Below are 12,556 nucleotides of genomic sequence, written 5' to 3' on the forward strand. Positions count from 1 at the left end.
CAGCCCCCGCAACCCCCGCCGGCGACCCCGCGTACCGCGACGACCCGACACATCCCGCTGCCACGAACCCGCCGCGGCAACGACCGTGGAGATCAAAGTCGAGGCGCGACCCAACGGGGGGACGGTTCGGCGGGCGGGTGAGGGTGGGTGCGGCCCGGTGACGCGACCGGGGCAGGGGTGCCACCGGTCGACGTCAGGTGCCACCGGTCGGCGCCAGCGCAAGGGGCTCGAATCCGCGGAACGCGGTCAGGCGGTCAGTGGGGCGTGGTGGGGCCAGGGTGAACGCGAAGCCGACGCCGTCAGTTGAGCGACGGCGTGTGGCGGGCCAGGGTGAAGGTGAAGCCGAGGCCGTCCTCGTCGGCAGGCAGTTCCGCGGCGGCGGGGGTGAGGTCGGGCGCCTCGGCGAAGGTGGTCGCGAGGACCTCGTCGGCGACGGTGGCGCCGTGCGTGCGCAGGGCGAGCGCGGTGTCCTCGCGAGTCGCCGACCAGCGGATGTCGACCCGGTCGGTGATCTCCAGACCGGCTGCCTTGCGGGCGTCCTGGAGCACCCGGACGACGTCACGGGCCAGGCCCGCCCGCGCCAGGTCCGGCGTGATCTCCAGGTCCAGGGCCACCGACAGGCCGGACTCGGCGGTGACGGCCCAACCCTGCCGCGGCGTCTCGGTGATGATCAGATCTTCCCCGGACAGGTCGATGGTCTCGCCGTCCAGGGTGATGGTGAGGCGACCGTCGACGGGGGTGCCGGCGGTGGTGATCGCGGCGGCGACGGCCTTCGTGCGGTTGCCGAAGCGCCGGCCCAGGGCGCGGAAGTTCGGCTTCACGGTGATGTCGACGACGTCGGAGGTCGCCGGCTCCACGACGCTGACGTTGAGTTCCTCGGCGATCTGGTCGCGCAGCTCGGCGGTGAGGGTGTCGAAGGCGGCGGCGCCGACGACCGCGCGCGGCAGCGGCTGGCGGGTGCGCACCCCGCTGGACGCCCGCGCCGCCCGGCCCAGCTCGACGATCCGGCGGACGAGGTCCATCTGCGCCGACAGCTCCGGCGAGCGCAGCCCGTCGGGCAGCGTCGGCCAGGCCGCCAGGTGCACCGAGTCCGGGGCCTGCGGGGAGGCGTCGGCGAACAGCCGCGCCCACAGCCAGTCGGTGAGGAACGGCGTGAACGGCGCCATCACCCGGGTCAGCGCGTCCAGGCAGGTGTGCAGGGTGTCGAGCGCGTCCGGGTCGCCGGCCCAGAAGCGGCGCCGGGAGCGGCGGACGTACCAGTTGGACAGGTCGTCGACGAACCGGGAGATGCGCCGCCCGGCACGCAGCGAGTCGAAGCCGGCCAGCGCCTCGTCCACCTCGGCGACGGTGTCGGCGAGCTCGGACAGCGCCCACCGGTCCAGCACGTGCCGGTCGGCGGCCGGCGTCGGCGCCTGCGCGCCGGAGCCCGGGCGCCAGCCGGCGGCGCCGGCGTACAGGGCGAAGAACGACGCGGTGTTCCAGTAGGTCAGCAGCACGCGGCGGACGATGTCCTCGATCGCCTCGTGGCCGACGCGGCGGTCCGCCCACGGCGAGCCGCCGGCGAGCATCAGCCAGCGCACCGCGTCCGCGCCGTGCCGCTCGAACAGCTCGAACGGGTCGAGGACGTTGCCGACGTGCTTGCTCATCTTGCGGCCGTCCGCGTCGAGCAGCAGGCCCAGGCACAGCACCGTCTCGTAGGAGGAGCGGTCGAACACCAGGGTGCCGATCGCCATCAGGGTGTAGAACCAGCCGCGGGTCTGGTCGATCGCCTCGCAGATGTACTGCGCCGGGTACTGGCGGGCGAACTCCTCGGCGCCCTGGTGCGGAGCGCCCCACTGGGCGAACGGCATCGCGCCGCTGTCGTACCAGACGTCGATCACCTCGGGCACCCGCCGGGCCGTCGCGGCGCACGTCGGGCAGGGCAGGGTGACGTCGTCGACGAAGGGGCGGTGCGGGTCGAGGGCGACGAGGTCGCGGCCGGCGAGCTCGGACAGCTCGGCGAGCGAGCCGACGCAGACGAGGTGGGCCGGGTCGGCCTCGCAGCGCCAGACCGGCAGCGGCGTGCCCCAGTAGCGGTTGCGGGACAGCGCCCAGTCGACGTTGCCGCGCAGCCACTCGCCGTAGCGGCCGTCGCGGATCCGCCCGGGGTGCCAGTCGGTGGCCGCGTTCTGCGCCATCAGCTGGTCGCGGATGGCCGTGGTGCGGATGTACCAGGACGGCAGCGGATAGTAGATCAGCGGCGTGTGGCAGCGCCAGCAGTGCGGGTAGCTGTGCGTGTAGGTCAGCGCCCGCCACAGCCGGCCGCGGGCGCGCAGGTCCGCGGTCAGCGGGGCGTCGGCGTCCTTGAAGAACTGGCCGCCGACGAGCGGCGTACTGGAGAGGAAGCGGCCGTCGGTGCCGACCGGGTTGACCACCGGCAGGCCCGCGGCCCGGCAGACCGCGAGGTCCTCGGCGCCGAACGCGGGAGACTGGTGCACGAGGCCGGTGCCATCCGTGGTCGTCACGTAGTCGGCGAGCACGACGGTGTGCGGCGTGCCGGTGCCGGTGGCGAACAGCGCGGCGTCGAGCAGCTCGAACGGGCGGGCGTAGCGGGCGCCGGCGAGCGCGCTGCCGCGGAAGCGCTCCAGAACCTCGGCGTCCTCGCCGACCGCCGCCCCCACCAGCGGCTGCGCGACGACGAACAGCTCCCCGCCGCCTGCCGCGGCCTCGCTCCCGCCGGCCGAGCCGCCGCCGGCTCGGACCAGCGCGTACTCGACGTCCGGGTGCACGGCGACGGCGGTGTTCGACACCAGCGTCCACGGCGTCGTCGTCCACACCAGCAGTTCCGCACCGCGCTCGGCGAGGCCGAGGGAGTCGGCCACGAGCGGGAAGCGGACGTAGACCGACGGGTCGTCGACGTCGGCGTAGCCCTGGGAGACCTCGTGGTCGGACAGCGGCGTCTCGTCGCGCGGGCAGTAGGGGGTGACGCGGAAGTCCTCGACCAGCAGGCCCTTGTCGAAGATCTGCTTGAGTGACCACCAGACGCTCTCGATGTAGCTGGTGTCCATCGTGCGGTAGGCGCCGTCGAGGTCGACCCAGTAGCCCATCCGCTCGGTCATCGCGGAGAAGTCCGCGACGTGGCGCAGCACCGATTCGCGGCAGCGGGCGTTGAACTCGGCGATCCCGTAGTCCTCGATGTCGTTCTTGCTGGTGAAGCCGAGTTCCTTCTCCACCGCGAGCTCGACGGGCAGGCCGTGGCAGTCCCAGCCGGCGCGGCGGGGGACGTGGAAGCCCTTCATCGTCCGGTAGCGGGGGAAGAGGTCCTTGAAGACCCGGGCCTCGACGTGGTGGGCGCCGGGCTTGCCGTTCGCCGTCGGCGGGCCCTCGTAGAAGACCCACAGCGGACGCTCGGCGCTCGCCTCCAGCGACCGGTGGAAGACCTTGGTGTCGCGCCAGCGGGCCAGCGTCTCGCGCTCGAGCGCGGGCAGGTCCACCTGCGCGGGCAGGGGCGCGTAGGACGGGGTGCGCGGGGCGGTGTTCATCGTGGCGGACCTGCGTCTTCCTCGGTCGTCGTGCTCGCTCCGTCGGTGGCCAACGGAGGGACGACGCCACACCGGCCCCGCCTGACGCCGACGCCCGGACGGCCGACCGGCCCACCTGGCCGGCACCGCCACGACGCCCGCCAGGAGAACGGTGGGTACCGCGGTACCACCCTCCTTGCGCGCCCCTCGGCGCCGGACTGCCTCCCGCCACCGTGGGCGGGAGCCGGACCCGGGGGACGGCCGCTTCATGGCGCGCGCGACGGCCGGATCTACTGGGGCGCCGCCGGCCACAGCCGCCGAGAACCCGTTCTGCCGGCGACTCGGGGGTGATCTTCGCGGCGCGCTGGCCACCGGGCTTCCACCAACCCCGGCTCGCTCCGGCTGCGCCCGCCGCTACTCGTCCCCGTCGACGCCCTGCCGCGTGCTCGCCCAGTGTACAAGCGTCCTTGCGGGGCGCAGAGCGGGGCGAACGGCTCCTCCGCCGGCCCGGGGCGGCCCGTACAGTGGTTCAGATGGGGGAGGCGACGACCATCGGGAGCAGTGTGTCCGAAGATCCCGGCGGCCGCGGGGCGGCCGTCACGAGGGGTCGGTCCGCGCCGTCCGCCTCCCGGCGCCCCATTGCCGCGCTGGTGCTGATCGGCGCGTCGATCCTGGTGTTCGACATCGTGACCAAGCACATCGCGGTGGCCACCCTGTCCGACCGCGGCCCGGTCAAGATCATTCCTGGTGTGCTCGACCTGGAGCTCACCCGCAACTCGGGCGCCGCGTTCAGCCTCGCCGGCGGGGCGACGGTGGTGCTCAGCCTGGTGGCGCTCGTCGTGATCGCGGTGGTCGTCTTCACCGCCCGGCGGCTGCGCTCGGCGGGCTGGGCGGCGGTTCTCGGGGCGCTGCTCGGTGGCGCGCTCGGCAACCTCGTCGACCGGATCTTCCGCGCTCCCGGGCCGCTGCGCGGGCATGTCGTCGACTTCGTCTACCTGCACCACTGGCCGATCTTCAACGCGGCGGACACGGCGATCGTCTGCGGCGGCATCCTGGCCATGGTGCTGTCCCTGCGCGGCATCGGCCTGGACGGCACGCCCATCGGTGAACCAGCCCCGCGAGCCGGATCCGCCGACCCCGCCGAGTCCCTCGACCGTGCCGACGCCATCGACCGCGCTGCGTCGACGGACCGCGCTGCGTCGGTCGACCGTGCTGCGTCGGTCGACGGTGCCGAGGCCGGTGAACGGGCCGAACTCGCCAAACGCGGCGCGGACGGCGAGCGGGGCGAGGCGAGCCGGCGGCCGGGGCCGTGACCGCGGGCGGAGACCTGCGCGCCGTACCGGTGCCGGACGGACTCGACGGCATTCGCCTCGACGCGGCGATCGCCCGCATGTTCGGGCTGTCCCGCACCGCCGCGGCCACCCTCGTCGACGACGGGCAGGCGAGCATCGACGGGCGGGTCCGCGGCCGGTCCGACCGGGTGCACGGCGGGGCCTGGCTGGAGGTGCGCCTGCCCGCGCCGCCGCGGCCGGTCACCCTGGAGGCCACCCCGGTCGAGGGCCTCGGCATCCTGCACGACGACGACGACATCGTGGTCGTGGACAAGCCGGTCGGCGTCGCCGCCCACCCCGCGCCCGGCTTCACCGGCCCGACGGTGATCGGCGCGCTGGCCGCCGCCGGCTACCGCATCGCCACCTCCGGCGCCGCGGAGCGCCAGGGCGTCGTGCACCGCCTCGACGTCGGGACCACCGGCGTCATGGTCATCGCCAAGAGCGAACGCGCCTACACACTGCTCAAGCGGGCGTTCAGGGAGCGCGACGTCGACAAGCGCTACCGCGCCGTCGTGCAGGGCCATCCCGACCCGCTGCGGGGCACCGTCGACGCGCCGATCGACCGCCATCCCCGCCGCCCGGGCCTGTTCGCCGTCGTGGCGGACGGCAAGCCCAGCGTCACCCACTACGACCTGATCGAGGCGTTCCGGGCGGCGTCGCTGCTGTCGATCCGCCTGGAGACGGGCCGCACCCACCAGATCCGCGTGCACATGTCGGCGTTGCGCCACCCCTGCGTCGGCGACCTCGCCTACGGCGCCGACCCGACGCTCGCCGGTCGGCTCGGCCTCACCCGGCAGTGGCTGCACGCGGCGCACCTGTCCTTCGAGCATCCCGGGTACGGCGGTCGCGTCACGTTCACCAGCCCGGATCCGGCGGATCTGGCCGAGGCGGTGGAAAGGCTCAGGGAGCACGCATGACCGAGTCGGTGGTGGCGGACGAGCCGCTCCCGTCGCCCCACGACGCCACGCCGCCCGTCGGCGCCCGCTCGGTGGTCGATGTCGCCGTGCCGAGTGCTCCTGCGCCGTCGGCCGACTCCCTGACGCTGGCTGTCGCGTCGGGGACCGAGGGGTCGGGGACCGGGGCGGTTCCCGCGACCGACGTCCCCACGACCACCGACCGACCCGCGTCCGAGGCCGTGTCCGTCCTGGTCGACATCGTTCAGGCGGCCGTCGACCAGAAGGACGGGGACTCCGGCGGGGAGGTGGCCCGCGGCGCGGTGGACGACGGCGTCGACGCCGTGGTCGACCGGCTCGACGCCGCCGCGCTGCCCGTGCTGTATCGCGCCACCCACGCCGCCCGCACCCAGCTTGTGGGCACCACCGACAGAGAGGTGGCACGGGCGCGGCGGCTCGCGGCCCGGTGGCGTCCCGCTCGGGCGTCCGGGGCCGAATCGGCCGAGGCAGGGGCGGCGAGCGGCCCGCCGGCGCTGCTGGAGGCGGTCGGGGTCGGCCGGGGCGGCGTGGTGGACCGGGGAGCGCGGGCGCTGGTCCTCGGCCTCGTCGCGCTGATCGTGGTGAGTGCGACGGCGGCGATGCTGCAGAGCGTCGACCACGACCGCACGCCGGGCACGCCAGCGCCGTCGGACGCCGCGTCCAGGACGTCGCCATCGGCGCCGGCGGCCGCGGCACCGGTGACGCCGACGGTGACGATCGGCCCGGGCGCGCGCGACGCGGTCGGCGAGTACGTCGGCGCGAGCCGGCAGAACCTCGCCGCGCTGACCGCGGCGGCACCCGGGGCCGACCTGTACGCCGTCGCCAGCCTGACCGAGGCCGTCACCCCCGGTGGCCTGCTGGCCGTCTTCGGTGGCTACCGCATCGTCGAGGTGTTCTTCAGCGCCGGTGTCCTCGGGGAGGTCGAGGCGGCGACCGTGCGCGACCCGGTCGGCGATGTGCAGGCGGCGTTCGCCTCGGCGGCGGCCCAGGCCCAGGCCCGGGCGGCCGCGGACGAGCGGGCGGGGGACGCGAACGCCGACGAGCGGGACCGGCGGGCGGCCGCCGAGCTGCGGGCCGGCTGTGCCTGTCTGTTCGCCGCCGTGGTCCGGGCGCCGGCCGGCCGGCTGACGCAGCTCGCGGCCGATCCCCGGACGCGGGTCGTCGATCCGGCGCCGCCCGGCATCGCGCCGCCGAGTGTGACCTTCCTCCCACTGTCGCCGGATAGGCGCTGACCAGGGGCGGGCCGTCCCGCATTATCTGGCCGGATCGGTGACATCCCGCGGGCATGCCGGGGGATCACCCCGACCATCGTCCTCGGGAGCCCCGCGACCGCCGGCCCGCGGCCACGGGGGAGGATGACCGGGACGGCACGCGGGGACGGCGTCGCGGCGGCGGCACGACGACGCGGCGGCACGGAAGACCGGAAGACCGGAAGACACGGCGACGGCACGACGACGACACGACGACACGACGACGACAAGGAGTCCAGGGGTGAAGCTGGCGAAAGGCACCCGGGAGGTCTTCGACGCGGAGAGCCTGCTCGAGGAGTACCTCGGGCCGCGCAAGCGGGGCCTGCGCTATGCCTACCCCTACTACGACGGGCTGGTCACCAACAACGACCCCGATCTGCTCTGCACGGGCGACCTGCTCGCCCCCTGCCTGCTCGGCGTGCACGTCGACGTCGACCGGATGCACACGCTGACCGCGCTGATGCCGCTGCTGCAGCGGGCGCTGGACAGGCTGCCCCCCGGCATCGACCTCATCGAGGCCGACGAGGTCACCCTCGACCTCGTCGCCGCGCTCTACGACCCGCTCGATGACCCCGACGTCTCCGACCGCGACGTCAAGGGCTCGCTCATCGCCAAGGTCCTGCACCGCAAGCGGCCGGCGCTCGTCCCCCTCTTCGACTCGAAGGTGCGGATCTTCTACCAGCACGAGGACTGCGTGCCGCCGTCGCCGCGCGACGGGCGCAGCTGGCGGCAGTACATGGAGCTGCTGGTCCGCGCGATGCAGTACGACCTGAGGGAGAACGCCGAGGAGTTCCGCCGCCTCGCCGCGCTGGTCCCCGCGGGCGGTCCGCCGGCCACCCCGCTGCGGATGCTCGACGTCGTCGTGTGGATGAGCAGCGCGGTCTGAGGACGGCCGAGGAGTCGACGGGCCGCGCGGTGTGAGGCGTCCCCGCCCACCGGTCGGGCCATCGCGCCGGCCCGGCTGCGAGAATGGGGACGTGCTGAGCTACGCCGTCCGCGGGCTCACCCGTCGACACGGAGTGGGTGAGCACTCCGTCCTCGCCAACGACCGGATCGACCTGGACGTCCGCCAGGGCGAGGTGTTCGGCGTCCTCGGGCCCAACGGCGCCGGCAAGACCACGCTGGTCCGCCAGCTCATGGGGTTGCTGCGGCCCGACGCCGGCACGATCACCATGTTCGGGCGGGATGTCCGCGCCGAGCCCGGCCTGCCCGCCCGCCTGGCTGGCTACCTCGGCCAGGGCGATCTCGCCCTGGCCGAGCTGCCGGTCGGCACCGCGGTGGCGACGACCGCGCGGATGCGCGGGCTGTCCCGCGGCGCGGCCCGCGTGGCCTGCGACGACGTCCTCGACGAGCTCGGCCTGACCGCGGTGGCCGCCCGACCGCTGTCCCGGCTCTCCGGTGGGCAGCGTCGGCTGGCCTGCGTCGCCACGGCGCTCGTCGGCGAGCGCGCGGTGCTCATCCTCGACGAGCCGACCACCGGCCTCGACCCGGTCGCCCGCCGCGCCGTCTGGTCGGCGTTACTGCGCCGCCGTGACGCCGTCGGCACCACGGTGGTGCTGATCACGCACAACGTGCTGGAGGCCGAGTCGGTGCTCGACCGGGTCGCGGTGCTCGAGGCGGGGCGGGTGATCGCCTGTGACACGCCCGGCCAGCTCAAGGCGTCGGTCTCCGGTGACGTCCGGCTCGATCTCGCCTGGCGGCACGAACCGCCGGCCGATGACCCGACCGTCGCGATGCTGGCGGCCCTCGCCACGACCAGCGGCCGCCGCTGGACGGTGCGCCTCGCGCCCGCCGAGGCCCGCGACGCCCTCGGCCGGCTCACCACCGGCGCGGCGTTCGCCGCACTGGACGACTTCAGCCTCGCCACGCCGTCCCTGGAGGACGTGTATCTCACCCTCGGCGGGGCGTCCCGAGACCTGGAGCGGACTTGAGCGTGACCCACAGCTGTCCGGGCCACCAGACGTGGTCCCGATGACGGTCGTCCCCGACGCGCGCGACCTGGCCGCCGCCACGATGCCACCCGTGCCTCGCACCCCCGACTCCGCGACTACGACTACGGCCTCGCCCGCGGCCCCGGCCCCCGCGTCGGCGCCGGGGGTGGATGCGGCCCCGAAGGACGCCTCGCCCGCCGGGACGGCGCCGCCGGTGATCCCGCCGGCCACGTCGTTCGCGGCGGCGTTCGGGGCCGTGTTCCGCGGGCAGCTCGCCCGGTCGAAGGTCGGGCGGATCCCGCTGCTGTTCGTCGCGTCGTTCCAGTCGATCGGCATCCTCGTCCTGCTGCGCGGCATCCTCGACGTCGGCGACACGACCGCCGCCGGTCAGGTCGTGGCGGGGTCCACCGTGCTGGTGGTCGCGTTCGTGGCGCTCAACCTGCTGGCACAGCGCTTCGGCGCGCTGCGCGCGGCCGGCGCCCTCGACTACTACCTGACCCTGCCGGTGCCCCCGGCGGCCGTCGTGCTCGGCACCGCCGCCTCCTACGCCGCCTTCGCCGCGCCCGGCACACTCATCACGGCCGTGTCAGGCAGCCTGCTCTACGGCCTGTCGCTGTCCGGGCTGTGGCTGCTGCTGCCCGTCGTCGTGCTGGCCGGGGTATGCCTGTCCGGCCTCGGGGCCGCCGTCGGCCTGCTGGCTCCGCGCCCGGAGCTCGCGACCATCGCCGGCCAGCTCGGCATGAGCATCGTGCTCTTCCTCGGGGTGATCCCCGCCGATCGGCTGCCCGAGGTCGGCCGGATCGCCCGCGACGCGCTGCCGAGCACCTACGCCGTGGACGCGCTGGCCGCCGCCTTCCAGCCGCACGTCGACTGGGCGATGGTGGTCGCCAACCTGGCCGTGTGCGCCGCCGTCGGGATCGCGGCGCTGGCCGTCGCGGTGATGGCGCTGCGCCGCGTCGGCACCTCCTGAGCCGACGCCTCCGGGGACCTGCCCGAACCCGGGGGATCTCCCGCCGCCCGCGCTACCAGCGCGGCGACGAGACCACTGTCGGCCTACTCTGATCGGGGCGGTGTACCGACACGGTAGTGTCGACCGTCTGCGGGTGAGCGGTCACGCGGCGCCCGCCCAGTGCGAACGCAGCTGACCTCTCCGGCGAAACGGGCGACGTGACGGATCAAGCAGCAGGCTTCCGCGAGGTCCCGGCGGACCGCGCCGGAGCCGCCGTGCCCCCGGCATCGTCGTCGTCCCCGGCATCGTGGTCGTCCCCGGCATCATCGTCCTCCTCGTCCGTGGCCGGCCCGCCGCCGGAGTCCCCGTTCTCGTCCCCGTTCTCGTTCGACCCGGCCGCGGCCGGGTCGCCGCCCGTGCCGCCCTCCGCGGGGCCGCCGACGGGCGCGGCGTCCGCCGGGCTGCCGGTGGTGGGCCGGCGCAGCCTGCTCGCCGGGCTGATCTGCGCGGCGGCGATGGCCGTCGCCGGCTTCCCGCTCGGCCTGCTGTGGGCAGCCGTGGCCCCGCATATCGACCTGGCCAACGCGTTGGCGGGTAACGAGTCGGCGTTCGCGGTGCAGAGCGATGTCGACGCGCGCTTCGGTCTGATCTGTGTGGTCGCCGGTGTGATCGGCGGCGCGGCGGCGTTCTGGCGGGTGCGGGACGCGGGCTGGCCGGTGCCGCTCGGCCTCGCGGCGGGCGGCTTCGGTGGCGCGCTCATCGCCGGCTGGATCGGCCATCTGCGCCGCTCCTCGGCCGCGCTGCACGGCCTGCCGAAGGACGCCTCTCCGGTGCTGGTGGACCTGGTCGACGTGCGGGTCCGCGCGCACGGGCTCTACCTGGTGATGCCGGTCGCCGCCCTGGTCGTCCTCGCCGTCGCCCTGTGGGTGACGTCCTGGCCGGCCGCTCGCGGCCGCTCCCGGGGTGACCGCCGCCCGCGGCTGCTCGGCGCCGAACCGCCGGGGCCCGGTCCCGCGGGCGCAGGCCCGGGTACCGCCGCCGGGGCCGGTCCGGCGGCGCGCGGTCCGGCAATGGGCCGTCCGGGCGTGGGCGGACCGGGGATCGGCATCGCCGGCGACTCGGACGGGGCTGGCGAAACGGCAGGGGAGCCGCCAGGTCGGGACGTTCCCTGAGAGACCGCGGCCGAGGTGAATATCGTGGCGGCATGGGATTGCTGGGGGACCTGATCAGGACCGTGTCCGACCTGCTGTCGAGCGGTCGGCGCGGTGAGGCACCCTCGCGGGAGGGCGGACGGGAGGGCGGTCGGCGTCCGACCGCACCGTCGACGACCCGTGCGACCGCGCCACCGCGGGCCCGTTCCGCCTCTCCCTCCTCGGTGGCCGCGCGTCGTCGCCCGACCCGGCAGCGGGCGCGGCCGTCCCGCGCGAACGCGGAGGTCTCGCCGGGCGAGTCCGGGCCGAACGCCACCGTGGAGGTCGATCCGGGTGGCATCGGGCCGGTGCGGATGAGCTACTCGCCGCAGTCGGACGGGGCTCCGGATCCCGGCGAGATCGTCTGGACGTGGGTGCCGTTCGAGGAGAACGACGGGCGGGGCAAGGACCGGCCGGTGCTCGTGGTGGCTGTCGAGCCCGCGGGCACCTGTCTGGCCGTGCAGCTGACCAGCAGGAACCATGACGGGGACGGCGACTTCGTGTCCGTCGGCGCGGGCGGATGGGACGGCGAGCACCGACCGTCCTGGGTCAACCTGGAGCGGGTGATCCGGGTGCACGAGGACGGGATGCGCCGCGAGTCGACGGCCCTGCCACGCGAGCCGTTCGAGCGGGTCACGGACCGGCTGAGCCAGCGCTACGGCTGGCCCACGGCCTAGTTCGGGCTGGGGTCGACGCGGCGCAGCTCGCTGGAGCCGATGGTGGTGATCTGCTTGAGCAGGCCCACCTCCCGGCGCAGCAGCGCCCGCTCGACGCGCAGCCGGCTGGCGGCGTCGGGCGTCGCGAGCAGGTTCTGCCGCTCGGTGAGGTCGGTGACGGCCGCGGCGGCGATCACGTAGGACAGGGCGATCGGGTCGTCCGGCAGGTCCGGCAGGGAGATCTGGACGGTGCCGGTGTCGGCCAGACCCTGCGCGTAGGCGCGCATGAGCCGCTGCACGGGCGGGACGGCCTCCCGCGCCGCCGCGGCATCGCCGATCTCGTCGGGCAGGAACTCCACCTCGCCGAGCAGATAGGGCGCACTGTGCTGGTCCACCTCGCCGACGCGGAAGCGCCGCCCGCCGACGGTGATCAGGGAGAACCGGCCGTCCGGATGCTCCTGGACGCGGCGCACCACCGCGGTGCAGCCCACCTGGTGCAGCGACGGCAGCGCCGGGCCCACCTCGCGGCCTCGGCGGATCGCCACCACCCCGAACTGGCGGACCTCGTCCTCCGGCTGGGCCAGCAGCTCGCGGACCAGCGCGCGGTAGCGCTCCTCGAAGATCTCCAACGGGAGCACCAGCCCGGGCAGCAGGACAGTGCCGAGCGGGAACAACGCCAGCCGCGTGCTCATCCCGGTGTGCTCCCTCCCCGCAGCCCCGCGAGCCCGTCCCGCGCCCGCTGGTGTGATTCTCCCCGACGCGGGGCCCCGCGGTCGCGTGACATCGGCGACCCGGGGTGGTGCCACCGGGCGGAAGG

General features: G+C 74.9%; 10 protein-coding genes. 8 read left to right on the forward strand and 2 right to left on the reverse strand.

Annotation, left to right across the window (positions count from 1 at the left end):
* Positions 1-299 precede the first annotated feature (299 nt).
* Positions 300-3,521 carry an isoleucine--tRNA ligase gene (ileS, locus tag C1A33_RS10850; protein ID WP_101831391.1) on the reverse strand — a complete coding sequence of 1,074 codons (3,222 nt, stop codon included), beginning with the start codon at positions 3,519-3,521 and terminating at the stop codon, positions 300-302.
* Positions 3,522-4,033: 512 nt separating this feature from the next.
* On the opposite strand from ileS, the gene lspA reads away from it, so the two are divergent.
* The 8 genes from lspA to C1A33_RS10890 all read left to right on the forward strand — a co-directional run bounded on the left by lspA (position 4,034) and on the right by C1A33_RS10890 (position 11,760).
* Positions 4,034-4,813 carry a signal peptidase II gene (gene lspA, locus C1A33_RS10855; RefSeq protein WP_243407412.1) on the forward strand — a complete coding sequence of 260 codons (780 nt, stop codon included), beginning with the start codon at positions 4,034-4,036 and terminating at the stop codon, positions 4,811-4,813.
* Positions 4,810-5,748 carry an RluA family pseudouridine synthase gene (locus C1A33_RS10860; RefSeq protein WP_101831392.1) on the forward strand — a complete coding sequence of 313 codons (939 nt, stop codon included), beginning with the start codon at positions 4,810-4,812 and terminating at the stop codon, positions 5,746-5,748. Before lspA ends, C1A33_RS10860 begins: the two co-directional genes overlap by 4 nt.
* The gene (locus C1A33_RS10865) at positions 5,745-6,995 is read left to right on the forward strand and encodes a hypothetical protein (protein ID WP_243407413.1); all 1,251 of its coding nucleotides are present in this window, start codon (positions 5,745-5,747) and stop codon (positions 6,993-6,995) included. Before C1A33_RS10860 ends, C1A33_RS10865 begins: the two co-directional genes overlap by 4 nt.
* Positions 6,996-7,254: 259 nt before the next feature.
* A complete protein-coding gene (locus tag C1A33_RS10870) occupies positions 7,255-7,899 on the forward strand; it encodes a DUF6308 family protein (protein WP_101831393.1) in 645 nt (214 codons plus the stop codon).
* A gap of 91 nt (positions 7,900-7,990) precedes the next feature.
* The gene (locus tag C1A33_RS10875) at positions 7,991-8,944 is read left to right on the forward strand and encodes an ABC transporter ATP-binding protein (RefSeq protein ID WP_101831394.1); all 954 of its coding nucleotides are present in this window, start codon (positions 7,991-7,993) and stop codon (positions 8,942-8,944) included.
* 40 nt (positions 8,945-8,984) lie between these two features.
* Entirely contained in the window at positions 8,985-9,914 is a 930-nt protein-coding gene (locus C1A33_RS10880) for an ABC transporter permease (protein WP_101831395.1), read from the forward strand.
* Positions 9,915-10,111: 197 nt separating this feature from the next.
* Complete coding sequence (locus tag C1A33_RS36485) at positions 10,112-11,065, forward strand: hypothetical protein (protein ID WP_243407414.1); 954 nt, start codon at positions 10,112-10,114, stop codon at positions 11,063-11,065.
* Positions 11,066-11,097: 32 nt separating this feature from the next.
* A complete protein-coding gene (locus tag C1A33_RS10890) occupies positions 11,098-11,760 on the forward strand; it encodes a type II toxin-antitoxin system PemK/MazF family toxin (protein WP_207770255.1) in 663 nt (220 codons plus the stop codon).
* On the opposite strand, the gene C1A33_RS10895 is transcribed toward C1A33_RS10890, so the two are convergent.
* A complete protein-coding gene (locus C1A33_RS10895; protein WP_101831396.1) occupies positions 11,757-12,431 on the reverse strand; it encodes an LON peptidase substrate-binding domain-containing protein in 675 nt (224 codons plus the stop codon). The genes C1A33_RS10890 and C1A33_RS10895 overlap by 4 nt on opposite strands.
* Positions 12,432-12,556: the final 125 nt, after the last annotated feature.

Origin of the sequence: Frankia canadensis (assembly GCF_900197875.1) — a bacterium.
GTDB lineage: Bacteria > Actinomycetota > Actinomycetes > Frankiales > Frankiaceae > Frankia > Frankia canadensis.